At 71.3% G+C, this 17,805-nt stretch carries 20 protein-coding genes and 1 pseudogene; 5 read left to right on the forward strand and 16 right to left on the reverse strand.

The annotated features are described in order from the left end of the window. Positions 1–6: 6 nt before the first annotated feature. A complete protein-coding gene (locus tag QMG39_RS01080) occupies positions 7–1,206 on the reverse strand; it encodes a DUF4192 domain-containing protein (protein ID WP_281881975.1) in 1,200 nt (399 codons plus the stop codon). A 195-nt stretch (positions 1,207–1,401) separates the two neighbouring features. On the opposite strand from QMG39_RS01080, the gene QMG39_RS01085 reads away from it, so the two are divergent. Both QMG39_RS01085 and QMG39_RS01090 read left to right on the forward strand, forming a co-directional pair. Continuing rightward, a complete protein-coding gene (locus QMG39_RS01085) occupies positions 1,402–1,893 on the forward strand; it encodes a methylated-DNA--[protein]-cysteine S-methyltransferase (protein WP_281881976.1) in 492 nt (163 codons plus the stop codon). A gap of 35 nt (positions 1,894–1,928) precedes the next feature. Beyond that, a pseudogene (locus QMG39_RS01090) lies at positions 1,929–2,480 on the forward strand (DNA-3-methyladenine glycosylase I); the annotation flags it as partial. A 6-nt stretch (positions 2,481–2,486) separates the two neighbouring features. Here QMG39_RS01090 and QMG39_RS01095 read toward each other — a convergent pair. The 13 genes from QMG39_RS01095 to QMG39_RS01155 all read right to left on the reverse strand — a co-directional run bounded on the left by QMG39_RS01095 (position 2,487) and on the right by QMG39_RS01155 (position 13,421). Then, on the reverse strand, positions 2,487–3,248 hold the full coding sequence (locus QMG39_RS01095) for a YaaA family protein (RefSeq protein ID WP_281881977.1): 762 nt from the start codon (positions 3,246–3,248) through the stop codon (positions 2,487–2,489). Continuing rightward, positions 3,248–3,826 carry a P-loop nucleotide/nucleoside kinase family protein gene (locus tag QMG39_RS01100; RefSeq protein ID WP_281881978.1) on the reverse strand — a complete coding sequence of 193 codons (579 nt, stop codon included), beginning with the start codon at positions 3,824–3,826 and terminating at the stop codon, positions 3,248–3,250. The genes QMG39_RS01095 and QMG39_RS01100 overlap by 1 nt, the downstream gene beginning before the upstream one ends. Positions 3,827–3,830: 4 nt before the next feature. Beyond that, positions 3,831–4,097 (reverse strand): F0F1 ATP synthase subunit epsilon, encoded by a 267-nt coding sequence (locus QMG39_RS01105; RefSeq protein ID WP_281881979.1) that lies wholly within the window; start codon positions 4,095–4,097, stop codon positions 3,831–3,833. Positions 4,098–4,099: 2 nt separating this feature from the next. Continuing rightward, entirely contained in the window at positions 4,100–5,563 is a 1,464-nt protein-coding gene (gene atpD, locus QMG39_RS01110; RefSeq protein WP_281881980.1) for a F0F1 ATP synthase subunit beta, read from the reverse strand. Positions 5,564–5,589: 26 nt separating this feature from the next. Then, positions 5,590–6,489, reverse strand: a complete 900-nt coding sequence (locus QMG39_RS01115) for a F0F1 ATP synthase subunit gamma (protein WP_281881981.1) — start codon at positions 6,487–6,489, stop codon at positions 5,590–5,592. A gap of 48 nt (positions 6,490–6,537) precedes the next feature. After that, positions 6,538–8,175 carry a F0F1 ATP synthase subunit alpha gene (atpA, locus tag QMG39_RS01120; protein WP_281881982.1) on the reverse strand — a complete coding sequence of 546 codons (1,638 nt, stop codon included), beginning with the start codon at positions 8,173–8,175 and terminating at the stop codon, positions 6,538–6,540. A gap of 79 nt (positions 8,176–8,254) precedes the next feature. Further along, positions 8,255–9,046: a F0F1 ATP synthase subunit delta gene (locus QMG39_RS01125; protein ID WP_281881983.1), complete on the reverse strand. Its 792-nt coding sequence runs from the start codon at positions 9,044–9,046 to the stop codon at positions 8,255–8,257. Positions 9,047–9,049: 3 nt separating this feature from the next. Beyond that, positions 9,050–9,610 (reverse strand): F0F1 ATP synthase subunit B, encoded by a 561-nt coding sequence (locus tag QMG39_RS01130; protein WP_281881984.1) that lies wholly within the window; start codon positions 9,608–9,610, stop codon positions 9,050–9,052. 29 nt (positions 9,611–9,639) lie between these two features. Then, entirely contained in the window at positions 9,640–9,873 is a 234-nt protein-coding gene (gene atpE, locus QMG39_RS01135) for an ATP synthase F0 subunit C (protein ID WP_022888426.1), read from the reverse strand. 48 nt (positions 9,874–9,921) lie between these two features. Further along, positions 9,922–10,719 (reverse strand): F0F1 ATP synthase subunit A, encoded by a 798-nt coding sequence (atpB, locus tag QMG39_RS01140; protein ID WP_281881985.1) that lies wholly within the window; start codon positions 10,717–10,719, stop codon positions 9,922–9,924. Positions 10,720–10,934: 215 nt separating this feature from the next. Further along, positions 10,935–11,426 carry a Cg1360 family ATP-synthase-associated protein gene (locus tag QMG39_RS01145; protein ID WP_281881986.1) on the reverse strand — a complete coding sequence of 164 codons (492 nt, stop codon included), beginning with the start codon at positions 11,424–11,426 and terminating at the stop codon, positions 10,935–10,937. Positions 11,427–11,451: 25 nt separating this feature from the next. Next, a complete protein-coding gene (locus QMG39_RS01150; RefSeq protein ID WP_281881987.1) occupies positions 11,452–12,642 on the reverse strand; it encodes an MraY family glycosyltransferase in 1,191 nt (396 codons plus the stop codon). After that, the gene (locus tag QMG39_RS01155; protein WP_281881988.1) at positions 12,639–13,421 is read right to left on the reverse strand and encodes an L-threonylcarbamoyladenylate synthase; all 783 of its coding nucleotides are present in this window, start codon (positions 13,419–13,421) and stop codon (positions 12,639–12,641) included. The genes QMG39_RS01150 and QMG39_RS01155 overlap by 4 nt, the downstream gene beginning before the upstream one ends. Before the next feature lie 69 nt (positions 13,422–13,490). Between QMG39_RS01155 and QMG39_RS01160 the strand changes: the two genes are divergently transcribed. Beyond that, positions 13,491–14,120 (forward strand): HAD-IA family hydrolase, encoded by a 630-nt coding sequence (locus QMG39_RS01160; RefSeq protein WP_281881989.1) that lies wholly within the window; start codon positions 13,491–13,493, stop codon positions 14,118–14,120. Positions 14,121–14,138: 18 nt separating this feature from the next. Here QMG39_RS01160 and prmC read toward each other — a convergent pair whose 3' ends face one another. Next, on the reverse strand, positions 14,139–15,020 hold the full coding sequence (gene prmC, locus QMG39_RS01165; RefSeq protein ID WP_373878286.1) for a peptide chain release factor N(5)-glutamine methyltransferase: 882 nt from the start codon (positions 15,018–15,020) through the stop codon (positions 14,139–14,141). A 94-nt stretch (positions 15,021–15,114) separates the two neighbouring features. On the opposite strand from prmC, the gene cysK reads away from it, so the two are divergent. Both cysK and epsC read left to right on the forward strand, forming a co-directional pair. Next, positions 15,115–16,056, forward strand: a complete 942-nt coding sequence (gene cysK / locus QMG39_RS01170) for a cysteine synthase A (RefSeq protein WP_281881990.1) — start codon at positions 15,115–15,117, stop codon at positions 16,054–16,056. A 35-nt stretch (positions 16,057–16,091) separates the two neighbouring features. Beyond that, positions 16,092–16,661 (forward strand): serine O-acetyltransferase EpsC, encoded by a 570-nt coding sequence (gene epsC / locus QMG39_RS01175; RefSeq protein ID WP_281881991.1) that lies wholly within the window; start codon positions 16,092–16,094, stop codon positions 16,659–16,661. Positions 16,662–16,721: 60 nt separating this feature from the next. Here epsC and prfA read toward each other — a convergent pair whose 3' ends face one another. Further along, complete coding sequence (gene prfA, locus QMG39_RS01180; protein ID WP_281881992.1) at positions 16,722–17,801, reverse strand: peptide chain release factor 1; 1,080 nt, start codon at positions 17,799–17,801, stop codon at positions 16,722–16,724. Positions 17,802–17,805: the final 4 nt, after the last annotated feature.

Raw genomic sequence — 17,805 nt, forward strand, 5'->3', positions numbered from 1 at the left:
CGCGGGTCACGTCGCGGGCACGGGCTCGTCGTCCGGCTCGAGGTACGACCACTCGGGCACGCGCCCCGCGCCGATGATCGCGCGCAGCACGTCGGCCATGCCGTGGCCCGGGTCGATCTCGCCCGCCCGGTCGAGGTAGGCCGCCGCGATCGACCCGCGACCGCGCGCCCACGACAGCCACGCGAGGATGCAGAGCGGATCGACGCGGTCCTCGGGCTCGGCGCACGCCACGAGCAGCCGCAGCACCTCGATCGCGGCATCGATGCGCCGGACATCCGGCGTGCGGCCGCCGCACCCCATGAGGAGGTCCTGGAGGACCACGTCGTCGGCGTGCGGGCCCCGCGCCAGGTCCTCGGCGACGAGGTCGTCCATCGCGCGGCCGGTCACGAGCCGCCGGAGAGCGTAGACCTCCTCGCGCTCGGCGGCGACGAGTCCGACGTCGCGCCCGAACGCGACCTGCAGCAGCACCACGTCACGATGGCTCGGCACCTGGAGCACCGCGAGGAGGCGACCCAGCCTCGCCGCGTCGGCGCGACCGGGCTCCCACCCGACGAGCTCTTCGACGAGCTCGACGGGATCCGGGACCTCCCGGGCGTCGCCGGACGTTCCGGCGGGACCGAACGCCGCACCTCGCGGGTGCCGGAGCCGGTCGAACACTGCGTCGCAGGCGTCCCGCACGGCGCGGGCGAAGCCGGCGTCGACGCGCGGCAGCGCCGCGAGGGAGTCCGGCGTCGCCGCGGACCGCACGGTCTGGCGGGCGGCGAGGGGCGACGCCTCGACCTCCTCGAGCGGGCGCCCCTCCCGGGGGCATCCGTCGTCGAGGTAGGAGCCCCAGCCGTCACCCGCGACGCACAGCACGTCGACGACCGGATGCCCGGCTCGCGCGAGCGCCGAGTGCACGGATCGCCCGAGCGTGGGGCGGGGGATGCCGCGTTCGGCGGCGAAGGTCTCGGGCGGGTAGACGATCACGACCACGGCCTCGACCGCGCCGACGCGCTGCAGCATCGCGTCCAGTGCACGAGTGACCGCGAGCTCGCCGTCGCGGCGCCTCGGGTCGGGCGGGAGGTCGCAGCGGATCGCGGCGGAGCGGCGGTCGTGCCGCACGGCGACGCAGACGACGCTGCGCTCCGGGCGGAAGCCGACGAGCTCGGCGGCGACGGCGATGAGGTCCTGGGGCTGGCGGATCCGGAAGTCGGGAGCGGTCATGCCGTCACTCTCGCGACGACGGAGCGCCCGCGGGAGTCGGGGGTCGCCGGCCGTCGGTCGCCGGCCCGTTCCGAGCATGTGGAGGAGGCGCCGCGATCGCACCGGGTCCCTCCTCCACAGGCCCTCGTCCGGGGACGGCCACGGCATGTCCGAATCCCGCCGGTCGGCGTCACCCGCCGCGACTAGCCTCGGAGCATGACCACCACCCACGTCATCCGGGTCGACTCCCCCATCGGCCGCATCGAGGTCGTCGGCACGGCCGACGCCGTCACCGGGCTCGCCATCGAGCGCGATGGCGCGCTTCCCCACGACGGGCTCCCCGAGTCCGACCTGCCCCTGCTCATCGAAGCGAGTCGCCAGCTCGAGGAGTACTTCGCCGGCGAGCGCACCGGCTTCTACCTCCCGCTCGAACTGCACGGCACGCCGTTCCAGCGCGCCGTGTGGAGCGAGCTGCGACGTCTCGACTGGGGCCAGGCGGTCTCCTACGGCGCACTGGCGGAGGCGGTCGGACGCCCGGGCTCGGCCCGCGCCATCGGGGGCGCCGTCGGCGCGAATCCTGTGCCGATCATCGTCGGGTGCCACCGCGTGCTCGCCTCCGACGGCCGCATCACCGGGTACAGCGGCGGCGAGGGCGTGCCGACCAAGGTGTGGCTGCTCGGCCACGAGCGCATCGGCTTCGCCGCGTGAGCCAGGCGGATGCCGCTGCGGCGCCCCGGGACGGTGTGCTCGTCGATGCGCACGGCGTGGCACGGTGCGCCTGGTCGGGCACCGATCCCGAGTACCGTCGCTACCACGACGAGGAGTGGGGCGTGCCGCAGCGCGACCCGCGGGCGCTCTACGAGAAGCTCTGCCTCGAGGGGTTCCAGGCGGGCCTGTCGTGGCTCACCATCCTCCGGCGGCGGGACCGGTTCCGCGAGGCGTTCCACGGGTTCGCTCCGGATCGCGTCGCCGCGATGGGCGCCGACGACGTCGAGCGGCTCATGCAGGACGCCGGCATCATCCGCAACCGCGCGAAGATCGAGGCGACCATCGGGAACGCCCTCGCGATGCTCGATCTCGATGAACCGCTCGACGAGTTGATGTGGGGCTTCGCCCCTGCTCCGGGACCGCGCCCGGCGCGCATGGATGCGCTCCCGGCGACGACGCCGGAGTCCGCCGGGCTGAGCCGCGAGCTCCGACGGCGGGGGTTCCGGTTCGTGGGGCCGACGACCGTCTACGCCCTCATGCAGTCGACCGGCATGGTGGACGACCACATGGTCGGCTGCCACCGCGCCGGCGGATCAGACGACCAGTTCGATCTCCGCGACCCCGCCGGGCCCGATGCGCTGCGTGCGCGAGAAGCGATGGCCGTGCGCGTCGCCCCAATCGACGAGCGCTGACGGGTCGTCCAGCCGGGCGCGCGAGGCGACCAGCGCGGCGACGAGCCTGCCCTTCGCCTGCTTGTTGAAGTGGGCGAGCGCGCGCCGGGTGCCGTCGCCGTCCTCGGTCACGACCCGCACGTAGACGGCGTTCGCGTCCGCACCGAGGGGGCCGAGCGCCGCGTAGCCCTCCGAGCGCAGGTCCACGAGCAGCCCGCTCGGGCGCGAGAGCGCGGCACCCGACTCCGCGGCCCAGTGCGCCCTCAGCCGGAGCCCGGGAAGCCGCGAGTCGTGCGAGAGCCGGTACGCCGGAATCTCGTCCAGCGCGGCGATCGGGCCGAACAGCGCGGACTGGATCACCACGTTCTCGTGCGCGAAGGCGCGATCCGCCGCCGACCACGACTCCGCCGCGAGCCCGTCGAAGAGCACGCCCGTGTAGCGATCGATGGCGGGCATCGTGGCAGCACTGCGCAGCTGGCGGTTGCGGTCGATCTCACCCAGCTGCGTGCGCCCGAGCTTCAGCGCCCGCACGCTCGCCTCCTCGTCGGCCGCCAGCTCGATGAGCGCATCGAGCACCGCCGACCGGCGATCGCGGAGCTCGGGGAACGCGAGCCCGTCCAGGTCGAGCGCGGCGCCGTCCCCTCCGTCGCGCTTGGTCTCGGAGGGCGGGAGGATGACGCGCATCAGTCGTCGAGGAACGCGAACGCCTCGTCGACGTTCACGCCCAGCGCGTCGACGGTATCGAGGGTCACGCGCGGCAGGGCCGCTGCAGGTCCGGCCCACGGCTGGTACCCCTCGACGCTCTGCTCGACGGCGCGCCACGTCACCTCGTCGAGGTGCGGCAGGTTCCTCGTGCGGCTCACGAGCCGATCACGGTGCAGCTCCTCGTCGGAGCAGACGACCTCGATCACGCGCAGCTGCACCCCGCACCGGACCGCGAGGTCGCGCCACTGCAGGCGTGCCGACTCGACGGCGTTGACGGCGTCGACGATCACGGTGCGGCCCGAGGCGAGCACGCCCTCCGCGATGGTCTCCGCGACCAGGTACGCGGCGAGCCCCGTGGGCTGCTCGGCGGCGATGCCGGCGCGAAGGATCGCGGACTCGATCGGATCGACCGAGACCACGGGCGCACCGAGACGTCCGCCGAGCACCTCCGCGATGGTCGACTTCCCGGCGCCCGGGAGACCGGCCATCGCGATGAGCCGGGGCACGCGCAGTTCGTCGAACTCGCGCGCCTCCGGCACCTCGACGGCGTCGGTCATCGCGTCAGGCGAGCTCGACCCGCGACGCGACGACGCGGACCGTGTTCTCCTCGACGGAGAGGAAGCCCTCGTCGGCGTGCGCGGTGATGCGCTCGCCGTCGGCGACCGTCACGCGCACCTCGCCCTTGGCGAGGATCGCGAGCATCGGCTCGTGACCGGGCAGGATGCCGATCTCGCCCTCGACGGTCTTCGCGACCACCATCGTCGCGTCGTCGCTCGCCCAGACCTCGCGGTCCGCCGAGACGACGCGTACTCGGAACGGTTCGGCCATGACTAGCCGTTCTCCTTCTGGATGCGCGCCCAGTTCTCCTCGACGTCCGAGATCGGGCCGACGTTGAAGAACGCCTGCTCGGCCACGTGGTCGAAGTCGCCGCGGACGATCGCGTCGAACGACTCGATGGTGTCCTTCAGCGGGACGGTCGAACCCTCGACGCCCGTGAACTTCTTCGCCATGTAGGTGTTCTGCGAGAGGAACTGCTGGATGCGGCGGGCACGGGCGACCGTGACCTTGTCCTCCTCCGAGAGCTCGTCGACACCGAGGATCGCGATGATCTCCTGGAGCTCCTTGTTCTTCTGCAGGATCGCCTTGACGCTCGTGGCCACGCGGTAGTGGTCCTCGCCCAGGTAGCGGGGGTCGAGGATGCGGCTGGTCGAGGTCAGCGGGTCGACCGCAGGGTACAGACCCTTCGAGGCGATCTCACGGGAGAGCTCCGTGGTCGCGTCGAGGTGCGCGAACGTGGTCGCGGGCGCCGGGTCGGTGTAGTCGTCGGCCGGCACGTAGATCGCCTGCAGCGACGTGATCGAGTGACCGCGCGTCGAGGTGATGCGCTCCTGCAGGATGCCCATCTCGTCGGCCAGGTTCGGCTGGTAGCCCACCGCGGAGGGCATGCGGCCGAGCAGGGTCGACACCTCGGAACCCGCCTGCGTGAAGCGGAAGATGTTGTCGATGAACAGCAGCACGTCCTGCTTCTGCACGTCGCGGAAGTACTCCGCCATCGTCAGGGCCGACAGCGCGACGCGGAGACGGGTCCCCGGCGGCTCGTCCATCTGGCCGAACACGAGCGCGGTCTTGTCGAAGACGCCCGCCTCGTCCATCTCGTGGATGAGGTCGTTGCCCTCACGGGTGCGCTCGCCGACGCCGGCGAACACCGACACACCACCGTGGTCCTGCGCGACGCGCTGGATCATCTCCTGGATGAGGACCGTCTTGCCGACGCCCGCACCACCGAAGAGGCCGATCTTGCCACCCTGCACGTACGGGGTCAGCAGGTCGATGACCTTGATGCCCGTCTCGAACAGCTGGGTCTTCGACTCGAGCTGGTCGAAGGCCGGGGGCTTGCGGTGGATCGGCCAGCGCTCGGTGACCTCGATGGTCTCGCCGGGCTCGGCATTGAGCACGTCGCCGGTGACGTTGAAGACCTTGCCCTTGGTGACGTCGCCGACGGGGACCGAGATCGGCGCGCCGGTGTCGGTGACCTCCTGGCCGCGGACGAGGCCGTCGGTCGGCTTCAGCGCGATGGCGCGCACGAGGTCGTCGCCCAGGTGCTGGGCGACCTCGAGCGTGAGCACGAGGGTCTCGTCGCCGAGGACGATCTCGGTCTTCAGCGCGTTGTAGATGTCGGGGATCGAGTCGTGCGGGAACTCGATGTCGACGACCGGGCCCGTGACCCGGGCGATGCGGCCGACGGCGCCGGCCACAGGCGCGGCCGCGGCCGGTGCGGTAGCGGTGTCAGTCATGGGATTCTCTTCCTTCTGGTGGCTTGTTACTTGGACGACGACAGCGCGTCTGCGCCGCCCACGATCTCGGCGATCTGCTGGGTGATCTCGGACTGGCGCGCGTTGTTCGCCAGTCGCTGGTAGTCGAGGATGAGCTTGTCCGCGTTGTCGCTCGCCGACTTCATCGCCTTCTGCGTTGCGGCGTGCTTGGCCGCTGCCGACTCGAGCAGGGTCGCGAAGATGCGGCTCTCGAGGTAGACGGGCAGCAGCGCGTCGAGCACCGTCTCGGCGTCGGGCTCGAACTCGTAGAGCGGGTACACCGTGGACGGACCCGCGTGGGGCTCCTCGTCGACCAGGCGGATCGGCAGGAGGCGTCGCACCTCGGGCGTCTGCGTGATCATGCTGACGAAGCGGTTGAAGACGAGGTGGATCTCGTCGACGCCGCCGTCCTCGGCGTCACGCAGGAACGCCTCGAGCACCGCGTCGGAGATCTCCTTCGCGAGCTCGTACTCGGGGTTGTCGGTGCTGCCGGTCCACGACCGCTCCGACGCGCGGCGGCGGAACGTGAAGTAGCCGGCCGCCTTGCGGCCCACGAGGAAGTACGCGACCTCCTTGCCCTCGCTGCGCAGCAGCTCGGAGAGGCGGTCGGCCTCGCGCAGCACCTGCGAGTTGAAGGCGCCGGCGAGGCCGCGGTCGGACGCGAAGATCACGACCGCTGCGCGCTTGACCGTCTCGGGCTCGGTCGTGAGCACGTGGTCCACCTTCGAGTGCGTGGCGACCGCCGCCACCGCGCGCCCGATGGCGTGCGCGTACGGCGTCGACGCCTTCACGCGGCCGAGTGCCTTCTGGATGCGCGAGGCGGAGATCAGCTCCATGGCACGGGTGATCTTCTTCGTCGTCTGCGCCGTCTTGATCTTCTGACGGTAGACCCGGAGTTGCGCTCCCATGTGTCTCCTGTGTGTCCTGTCCTGTGGTGCGGATCGTCGGGCAGCGCGTCAGCGCTTGCCGCGGACGATCTCCTCCTGGTTGACCTCGGACTTGTCGGCGGCCTCGTGCGACTCGCTGCCCGGCTCGACCAGCGAGTGGCCCTCGTCGGCGCGGAACTCGCGCTTGAACTTGTCGACCTCGGAGTCGAGGGTCGCCAGGGTGTCGTCGTCGAGGACGTTCGTCTCGCGCAGCGTCGAGAGCACCTCGGTGTTGCGACCGAGGTGGTCGAGCAGCTCGCGCTCGAAGCGCAGCACGTCCTCGACGGGCACGTCGTCGAGCTTGCCGTTGGTGCCGGCCCAGATCGAGACGACCTGCTCCTCCACCGGGTACGGCGAGTACTGCGGCTGCTTGAGCAGCTCGGTCAGGCGCGCGCCGCGGGCGAGCTGACGACGGCTGGCCGCGTCGAGGTCGGACGCGAACATCGCGAACGCCTCGAGCGAGCGGTACTGGGCCAGCTCGAGCTTCAGCGTTCCCGAGACCTTCTTGATCGACTTGACCTGGGCGTCGCCGCCGACTCGCGAGACCGAGATGCCGACGTCGACCGCGGGACGCTGGTTGGCGTTGAACAGGTCGGACTGGAGGAAGATCTGGCCGTCGGTGATCGAGATCACGTTGGTCGGGATGTACGCCGAGACGTCGTTCGCCTTGGTCTCGATGATCGGCAGGCCGGTCATCGAGCCCGCACCGAGCTCGTCGGAGAGCTTCGCGCAACGCTCGAGGAGGCGCGAGTGCAGGTAGAAGACGTCACCGGGGTACGCCTCGCGGCCCGGCGGGCGGCGCAGCAGCAGCGACACGGCGCGGTAGGCCTCGGCCTGCTTCGACAGGTCGTCGAAGATGATGAGCACGTGCTTGCCGCCGTACATCCAGTGCTGGCCGATGGCCGAGCCGGTGTAGGGGGCGAGGTACTTGAAGCCGGCGGGGTCGGAGGCCGGGGCGGCGACGATGGTGGTGTACTCCATCGCGCCCGCGTCCTCCAGGGCGCCCTTCACCGAGGCGATGGTCGAGCCCTTCTGGCCGATCGCGACGTAGATGCAGCGGACCTGCTTGGTCGGGTCGCCCGACTCCCAGTTCGCCTTCTGGTTGATGATCGTGTCGATCGCGATCGCGGTCTTGCCGGTCTGGCGGTCGCCGATGATCAGCTGGCGCTGGCCGCGGCCGATCGGGATCATGGCGTCGATGGCCTTGATGCCGGTCTGCATGGGCTCGTGCACGCTCTTGCGCTGCATGACGCCGGGCGCCTGGAGCTCGAGTGCGCGGCGGCCCTCGGTGGCGATGTCGCCGAGGCCGTCGATGGGCGCGCCGAGCGGGTCGACCACGCGGCCGAGGTAGCCGTCGCCGACCGGCACCGAGAGGACCTCGCCGGTGCGGGTCACCTCCATGCCCTCCTCGATGCCGCCGAACTCGCCGAGCACGACGACGCCGATCTCGTCCTCGTCGAGGTTCAGCGCGAGGCCGAGCGTGCCGTCGGCGAAGCGCAGGAGCTCGTTCGCCATGGCCGAGGGCAGGCCCTCGACGTGGGCGATGCCGTCCGCGGCATCCGTGACGTAGCCGACCTCGGTCTTCTCGCCCGAGCTCGGCTCGTACGACGAGACGAACTCGGTGAGAGCCGAACGGATCTCATCTGGGCTGATGGTGAGTTCTGCCATTTGTCTGTTCCTTCTTCTGCACCGGGTCGGTGCCGGTGGGACGCTGTCGGGCCTGTGGTCGGCCGGGGTGGGGCCGGCCTCAGCCGGCGAGCTTCTGCCTCAGGTCGGTGAGGCGGGCGGACACGCTGCCGTCGATGACGTCGTCACCGATCTGGATGCGGAGTCCGCCGACGAGGGACGGGTCGATCACGAGGTTGAACCGCACGTCGCGACCGTACTGGCCGGCGAGCTGGCGCTCGAGCCGCTGCAACTGTGCTGCGGTGAGCGGACCGGCCGAGGTGACGGTCGCAACGGCGTAGCCGCACTCGTCGGCCACGATCGCGGCGGCGCCGCGCAGCAGCTCGCCGATGCGACGACCGCGCGGCTGCTCGACCAGGTGGCGCACGATCGCCGCGGCCTGCGGCGACGCGTTGCCGGTGAGCAGCCGGTCGGCGAGGGCGACCTTCGCGGGGGTCGGGCTGAGCTTGCTGCCGAGCGCGAGCTCGAGGTCCGCGTTCGAGGTGACGATGCGCCCGAACTCGAAGAGCTCCGACTCGACCGCCTTCGTGCCGGCCGAGCGTGCCGCGGCGCGCAGGCCGAGCTCCTCGATGCCCTGCAGCAGGTCATCCCCGCTCGACCAGCGGCTCACGGCGATGCCGCCGAGCAGCTCGAGCGCAGTCGCGCCGATCCTGCCGCCGAACACGCCCTGCACGAGCGCGCGGGTGCGGGTCGCGTCGGCGTCGGGGTCGTTCAGCGCCGACCGCAGCTGCGCGGAGCGCCCCACGACGCGGCCGGCCGCGAACAGGTCCTCCGCGACCTGGAGGTCGACGGAGCGCTGCGCGGCGAGCGCCGCCTTGGCGGCGGCGGTCGCTTCCCTCGTGGCACTGCCCATGGGCTACTTCTTCTCCCCTGCGGCTTCCGACGCCTCGAGGTCCGCGAGGAAGCGGTCCACGAGCGCGCTGGCCTTCGCGTCGTCGGAGAGGCTCTCGCCGATCACGCCCGAGGCGAGATCGATGGCGAGGGTGCCGACGTCGCTGCGGAGCGAGACGAGTGCCGCCTGGCGCTCGGCCTCGATCTGCGCCTGCGCGGACGCGGTCACGCGCGCGGCCTCGGTGTTCGCCTGCTCCTTCGCCTCCGCGACGATCTTCTTGCCGTCCTCACGGGCGGTCTCGCGGATGCTGCCCGCCTCGGCGCGCGCCTCGGCGAGCTGGGCGGTGTACTGCTCGAGCGCGGCCTCGGCCTTGCGCTGCGCCTCGTCGGCCTTGGCGATGTTGCCCTCGATGGCCTCCGCGCGCTCGTCGAGCATCTTCTGCATGCGCGGGAGCACGTTGAACCAGAAGAAGACGAGGATGACGACGAAGCAGACGGCCGACCAGACGATGTCGTACGTCGCCGGGAGCAGCGGGTTCTGCGTCTCGGCAGACTCCTCCGCAGCCCTGACTAGTGCGTGAAGCACAGTGGCCTCCTAATTGCCGGCGGGACGGATCAGACGAAGATGAAGTACGTCGCGATGCCGATGAAGGCGAGCGCCTCGGTGAAGGCGATACCGATCCACATCAGCACCTGGAGGCGACCGGCCAGCTCGGGCTGGCGGGCGACGCCCTCGATCGTCTTGCCGACGACGATGCCGACGCCGATCGCCGGGCCGATGGCGGCCAGGCCGTAGCCGACGGTCGCGATGTTTCCGTTGATCTCGGCGAGAACGGTGGTTGCGTCCACGTTGGGGTTTCCTTTCCTAGGGTTCCGTACGGGCGGGGGCGCCCGGGGTCAGTGCTCTTCGGCGACGGCCAGCTGGATGTAGACGGCCGTCAGAAGGGCGAAGACGTAGGCCTGCAGCACGGCGACGAGGATCTCGAACAGCGTGAAGACGAAGCCGAATGCGAGCGTGCCGACACCGAACAGGGTGTACCAGCCGCCGGCGGTGAAGAAGAAGAACTGCGTCGCCGCGAAGAAGAGCACCAGCAGCAGGTGGCCGACGATCATGTTCATCATGAGTCGCAGTGTGAGCGTCACCGGGCGGATGATGAAGGTCGAGATGAGCTCGATCGGCGTGACGATGAAGTACACCGGCCACGGCACGCCCGCCGGGAAGAGCGAGTTCTTGAAGAAGTTCTTCGGGCTCTTCTTGATGCCGGCGTAGATGAACGTCACGTACGCGACGAGGGCGAGCACGAGCGGCACGCCGATGACCGAGGTTCCGGCGATGTTCAGGAACGGGATGATTCCCGTGATGTTCATGAACAGCACCATGAAGAAGATGGTGGTGAGCAGCGGCAGGAACCGGCGCCCGTCGACCTTGCCGAGCAGGTCCTCCGCGATGTTCACGCGGACGAAGTCGAGGCCCATCTCGACGACCGACTGGAAGCGGCCGGGAACCACGCGCATGCGGCGCGTGCCGAGCCAGAAGACCAGGATCAGCGCCGCGACCGCGATGAAGCGGACGAGCATGATCCGGTTGATCTCGAACGGGGTGTCCTCGAAGAGGAACCCGGGCGGGAAGAACTCTGCGATCGACGGACCGTGGAACTCGCCATCTTCGGCAGCGGTCGGAACCAGCAGGTTCACAGCGTGTACTAGCAGCGCTATCTCCTGTTTCGGGGCGTCGAGCAGGTGCTCTCGCGTCGACGAACATTCAGCGGAAACTCGACACACCTGTGGCGCATCCAGAACCGGGGGGATCGGTCAAGATCCTAGCAAGAGAACCGCGATCCGGGCGAATCCGAGACGGGCCGTTCCGAACGGATGCCTCGAACGGCACGTATCGGCGTCGCCGCCGCGCGTCAGTCGTCGGTGGGCGCCTTCGGCAGTTCGACGTCGCTCGCGTAGGGCACGCGCGAGCGCAGCACCACGATGACGTCGACCACGAGCGAGGCGATGACCCCCGCGACGATCGAGAGGAACAGCACCGTGGAGTCGAGCCACGGCTGGCCCCGCAGCAGCACGACGAGCACGATGAAGAGCACGAACTTCAGCAGCCAGCCGCCGAGCACGATGCCGAAGAAGGCGCCGACGAAGAGGTCGCTGGCGGAGAACCGGTTGGCGAGCAGGATGCTCGCGGCCGTGATGGCCATGAAGCCGATCGCGATGGCCGTGCCGAGGAGCGCGCTGGTGAGGCCGACCGCGCCCGCGAACAGCCAGCCGAGCAGGCCGCCGACGACGGCGATGGCCAGCGCGCTGACACCGCCCCACTTCAGCGCCTCCCGGAGCACCGGCCCCGAGGTCGGCTGCCTGCGGTCGGCGGGGTGCTCGGCGGGCGGTCGTGCGTCGTTCATCGGTCTCCAGTCGGATGCGTCGAAATCATACCGCCGCGCCTCCGGCGTTGTCGGTGGCCGGCTCGCCGTCGCCGGCGAGGTCGGCGCGCAGCGCCCTCCGCCGCCGGCGCGTGAGCGGCGCGAGCGTCAGCGCCGCGCAGGCGACGAAGCCGACGCCGAGGAACACGAATGCCCAGGCGCGGTCGAGGTCGGTGTAGGCCGGCAGCACGAAGCTCAGCAGGAAGCCGACCGACGCGACGCCCGTCCAGGCGTAGAGGATGAGCACGGCGTGTAGGTGCGTGTGCCCCATGTCGAGCAGCCGGTGGTGCAGGTGGCCGCGATCGGCCGAGAACGGCGACTTCCCGGCGCGCAGGCGCCGGATCACGGCCAGCGTGAAGTCGAGCAGCGGTATCACGAGCACCGCGAACGGCAGGATCACCGGGATGAACGCGGGGAACAGGTCGCCCGCGCCGATCGAGCCGGGGTTGATCTGTCCGGTCACGGCGATCGCCGAGGTGGCCATGAGCAGGCCGATCAACAGCGCGCCCGCATCGCCCATGAACAGCTTCGCGGGGTGCCAGTTGAGCGGCAGGAAGCCGGCGCAGGCGCCCACCACCAGCACGGCGAGGAGCGACGCGAGGTTGAAGTAGTTCGTCGGCGAGGTCTGCTGCACGAGCAGGTACGTGTAGACGAAGAACACGCCGTTCGCGATGAGCGCGACGCCGGCGACGAGCCCGTCGAGCCCGTCGATGAAGTTGACGGCGTTCATCACGAGCACGATCGCGAACACCGTGACCGTGGCCGACAGCCAGGACGAGCCGACGACCACTCCCCCGACCGGCAGCGAGAGGATCGAGACGCCCTGCCACGCGACGAGCCCCGCGGCGAGGAACTGCCCGGCGAGCTTGGTCAGCCAGTCGAGGTCCCAGATGTCGTCGGCGACGCCGAGCAGCACGATGAGCAGCGCTGCGCCGAGGATGGCGAGGATCTGGCTGCGGTCGGCGAAGACGATCGCGAGCGGGGCGATGGACGACGAGACCAGGGATGCCACGCCGAACGCGGCGACGATCCCGATGAACATGGCGATGCCGCCGAGCCGCGGCGTCGGACGCGTGTGCACGTCGCGCTCGCGGATCTTCGGGTAGAGCCGGTAGCGCAGGCTGAGCTTCCAGATGACGATCGACAGCAGGAGCGTCACCACGGCGGTGACGAGCGCGAGCGCGAGGAACGCCCTCATGCGGTGTCGGTCTCCGGCGCGGCATCCGTCTCCACCGTCACGGGGGCGTCGGCCTCCTCCGGCTGCGACGCCGGGGCGGCCCCGGCGACGGGCTCGAGCAGGTCCTCGCTGACGACCCCGGCGAGCGCCTCGCGCGTGATGACGCCGGCGCGCACGATGCGGAGCCTCCCGCCGGGCTGCGACAGCCCGGTCGCGTCGACGATGGTCGACGACAGGTCTCCGGGGCGCTCGCCGACGGCCTCGTACCCGGAGCCCGCGGGACCGCCGTCGAGGTAGACCTCCACCGACTCGCCCAGCATCGCCTCCGCCTCCTGGGCGGTGGCGGCCGCGGGCCGGCCGGAGAGGTTCGCCGACGACACCGCGAGCGGGCCGGTCTCGGCCAGCAGCTCGAGCGCGATCGGGTGGTCGGGCATGCGCAGCGCGACCGTGCCGCGGGTCTCGCCGAGGTCCCAGCGCAGCGACGGCTGCGCCGAGAGGATCACGGTGAGGCCGCCGGGCCAGAACGCCTCGACGAGCGCACGCACGGGGTCGGGCACCTCGGCGGCGAGCGCATCGAGCGTGGGGATGCCGGGGATCAGCACGGGAGGCGGCGCCGTGCGATCGCGTCCCTTCGCGTCGAGCAGCCGCTGCACCGCCGTCGCGTCGAACGCGTCGGCCGCCAGGCCGTACACGGTGTCGGTCGGCAGCACGACGAGCTGTCCGCGGCCGAGGGCCTGTCGGGCCAGTCGCATGCCGGTCATCAGGCCGGTGCCGACCGAGGTGTCGTGGATGCGTGTCATGACCGCACGAGTCTAGTGGAGCCCGCGGCAGGACCCCGCAGTCCGCCACGGGGCTGGGATACTGGGGCCGTGGCGACGGTGCTGTACCTGTTCGACTTCGACAAGACGCTCTACGCGTACGACTTCCGCGAGCGCCTGCCCGCCCTCGCGCGGCTGACCGGCACGAGCGAGTACCACCTCGCGAAGACCTGGTGGTCGGAGGGGCACGAGGCTGCCGCGGAGGCCGGCGAGTACGCGACGGCCGACGAGTACCTCGAGGCGTTCGCCCAGGTCACGGGCGCCCGCCTCACGATGGACCAGTGGCTCGAGGCGAGGACGGCGGCGATGACGCCGATCCCCGCGTCGATCGCCGTGCTACGGCGCGCGGCCGAGCTCGGCACCGTCTCGCTGCTGTCGAACAACCCGATCATCTTCCGCGACGCACTGCCGGTGCTCGCGCCCGAGGTGCACGAGATCCTGGCCGGCAACGACCTCGTGTCGGCCGCGCTCGGGGCGCGCAAGCCCGAGCGGCGCATCTACACACGGGCGTGCGACCGCTTCGGCGTGCCCCCGGAGCGCACGTTCCTCGTCGACGACTCGGGCGCGAACGTGCGCGGCGCCGCCGACGCGGGGCTCGAGGCGTTCGAGTTCCTCGAGGTCGGCCACGGCTACAACACCGCGCACCTGCTGGAGGCCGTCGAGGCGTTCGCGGCGGGTTGAGCGGGCGGATGCCGCGGGTCAGCGCAGCGCGGTCGTCGCGCGGTCGCGCCCGGTGAGGTCGCGGTGGTGGGCGATCGCGCGCCAGCCGTCGGCGGCCAGCAGCGCGCCGATCGGCGCGGACTGCTGCTCGCCGTGCTCGATCACGAGCAGGCCGCCGGGGCGCAGCAGCCGCAGGCCGGTGCGCGAGACGTCGCGCACGACGTCGAGGCCGTCGGCGCCGCCGTACAGGGCGGCCTCCGGGTCGTGCAGGCGCACCTCGGGGTCACGCGGGAGCGCGTCGTCGGGGATGTACGGCGGATTCGAGATCACCACCGAGAGCGTGCCGTCGAGCTGCGTGAGCGCGTCGGCGAGGTCGCCGAAGACGAGCTCGAGGTTCGGCGCGCCGATGCGGCGGGCGTTCGCGCGCGCCCAGCGGAACGCCGCCGGGGACTTCTCCACGGCCCAGACCCGGGCGTGCGGCACCTCGGTGGCCAACGCGAGCGCGATCGCACCGGTGCCCGTGCCGAGGTCGACCGCGCGCGGCTCCGGGTCGGCGACGGCGCGCAGCGCGTCGATCGCGTGCTGGGCCACCTGCTCGGTCTCCGGGCGCGGCACGAAGACGCCGGGCCCCACCTCGAGCTCGAGCGAGCGGAACCCGGCGCGCCCGGTGAGGTGCTGCAGCGGCTCGCGCGCGGCCCGCCGGGCGACGAGGGACTCGAGCGCGGCGGCATCCGCCTCGCCCAGCTCGTGGCCGAGCACCATGCGGGCCTGCACCTCGCCGCGGCCGAGGCCGAGCACGTGGCCGATCAGCAGGTCCGCGTCGACCTCCGCGTCGGCGATGCCGGCGAGCGCGAGGCGGTCGGCGACGCCGGCGCGCACGGCGCGCAGGTCGCGGGCGTTGTACGGCAGCGGCTCATCCACGAGGGTCGAATGTAACGCACTCGCCGGTGAACCGGGCGGGTGCGTATGCTCGGATGCGGCGCGCGACGACGCGCACGAGGGAGAGGACGCGCACATGGGACAGGTCTACGGCAGCATCACCGAGGCGTTCGGGAAGACCCCGCTCGTGCGCCTGAACCGGGTCACCGACGGCGCGCCGGCCGAGGTGCTCGGCAAGCTCGAGTTCTACAACCCCTCGGCGAGCGTCAAGGACCGGCTCGGCATCGCCATCGTCGACGCCGCCGAGGCGTCGGGCGAGCTGCAGCCCGGCGGCACCATCGTCGAGGCGACGAGCGGCAACACCGGCATCGCGCTCGCCATGGTGGGCGCCGCGCGCGGGTACCGCGTGATCCTCACCATGCCCGAGACCATGAGCATCGAGCGCCGCCAGCTGCTGAAGGCGTACGGTGCCGAGCTCGTGCTCACCCCCGGCCCGGTCGGCGTGAAGGGCGCGGTGGCGAAGTCGGAGGAGATCGCCGCCGACATCGAGGGCGCGGTGCTCGCCCGCCAGTTCGAGAACGAGGCGAACCCGGCCATCCACCGCCGCACGACCGCCGAGGAGATCTGGGACGACACCGACGGCGGCGTCGACATCTTCGTCTCCGGCATCGGCACGGGCGGCACCATCACCGGCGTCGGCCAGGTGCTCAAGGAGCGCAAGCCGGGCGTGCAGGTCATCGGCGTCGAGCCGGCCGAGTCGCCGATCCTGAACGGCGGCGACCCCGCCCCGCAGAAGATCCAGGGCATCGGCCCGAACTTCATCCCGCCGATCCTCGACCGCGAGGTCTACGACGAGATCTTCGACGTGAACATCGACCAGGCCGTCGCGATGGCGCGACGCCTCGGCATGGAGGAGGGCATCCTCGGCGGGCTCAGCTCGGGTGCGACCGTGCACGCGGCCGTCGAGGTCGCGAAGCGCCCCGAGAACGCCGGGAAGACCATCGTCGTGATCCTCGCGAGCTACGGCGAGCGCTACCTCTCCACCGTGCTCTACGAGGGCATGCTGGACGAGGACTGAGCGTTCCCTCAGGAGGCGTCTGATTGGATGGGCCGGTGAAGCTCGTCTCCCGTGTCCGCGAGGACATCGCCACCGCCCGCGCCCACGACCCCGCGTCGCGGAGCGCGCTGGAGATCTTCGTGGCGTACTCGGGGGTGCACGCGGTGTGGGGCCACCGGGTCGCCCATGCGCTGTGGCGCCGGGGCTTCCGCCTCGTGGCGCGGGTGCTCTCGCAGCTCAACCGCTTCCTGACGGGCATCGAGATCCACCCCGGCGCGACCATCGGCCGCAGGTTCTTCATCGACCACGGCATGGGCGTGGTGATCGGCGAGACCGCGGTGCTCGGCGACGACGTCATGCTCTACCACGGCGTCACCCTCGGCGGGAAGGCCAGGCGCGGCGCGGGACGCGGCACCAAGCGGCACCCGACGCTCGAGGACGGCGTGACCGTCGGCGCGGGCGCCAAGATCCTCGGCGACATCACGATCGGCACGGGTTCGACGGTCGGCGCGAACGCGGTCGTGACGCACGACGCTCCCCCGCACTCGCTCGTCGTGGGGGTGCCGGCGCAGTTCCGGCCGCTGGCGGATGCCACGGCCGACGCGGCGCGCGGCGTGCACGACTGACGACCGGTCGCCCGACGCGTCCGCGGGAGGCATCCGCCCGCCCGCCCTCGACGGGCGCTGCTAGGACTCGTCGCCGATCTGCGCGAGCCTGGCCTCCTCGTCGGCCTGCACGGCCGACTCGATGACGGGGTCCAGCGCGCCGTTCATCACATGGTCGAGGTTGTAGGCCTTGTACCCGGTGCGGTGGTCGGCGATGCGGTTCTCGGGGAAGTTGTAGGTGCGGATGCGCTCGGAGCGGTCCATCGACCGGATCTGCGACTTGCGGGCGTCGGACGCCGCCGCCGCGAGCTCCTCCTGCTGGCGCGCGAGCAGGCGCGCGCGGAGCACGCGCATCGCCGCCTCGCGGTTCTGCAGCTGCGACTTCTCGTTCTGCATGGCCACGACGATGCCCGTCGGCAGGTGCGTGATGCGCACGGCCGAGTCGGTCGTGTTCACCGACTGGCCGCCGGGGCCCGACGACCGGTAGACGTCGATCTTGAGGTCGTTCTGGTTGAGGTCGACCTCCTCCGGCTCGTCCACCTCGGGGAACACGAGCACGCCCGTGGTCGAGGTGTGGATGCGCCCCTGCGCCTCGGTCACCGGCACGCGCTGCACGCGGTGCACGCCGCCCTCGTACTTCAGGTGCGCCCAGACGCCCTCGGACGGGTCGGTGGCGTTCGACTTGATCGCGACCTGCACGTTCTTGTAGCCGCCGAGGTCGGACTCGTCGGACTCGAGCAGCTCGGTCTTCCAGCCCTTCGACGCGGCGTACTGCAGGTACATGCGCAGCAGGTCGGCGGCGAACAGCGCGCTCTCGGCGCCGCCCTCGCCGCCCTTGATCTCCATGATCACGTCGCGGCCGTCGTCGGGGTCGCGCGGGATGAGCAGGCGCCGCAGGTGCTCCTGCGACTCGGCGAGCTGCGCCTCGAGGCCGGGCACCTCCTCGGCGAACGCGGCGTCCTCGGCGGCCAGCTCGCGGGCGGCCTCGAGGTCGTCGTTCGCCTGGTTCCACGCGTCGTGCGCGGCGACGATGCGGCTGAGCTCGGCGTAGCGCCGGTTCACCTTGCGCGAGCGCGCGGGGTCGGCGTGCAGCGCCGGGTCGGCCAGCTCCTCCTGGAGCTGGCCGTGCTCGGCGCGCAGCGCCTCGACGGACTCGAACACGTGC

It is taken from the genome of Agromyces rhizosphaerae (genome assembly GCF_027925245.1).
In the GTDB taxonomy this organism is placed as follows: Bacteria; Actinomycetota; Actinomycetes; order Actinomycetales; family Microbacteriaceae; genus Agromyces; species Agromyces rhizosphaerae.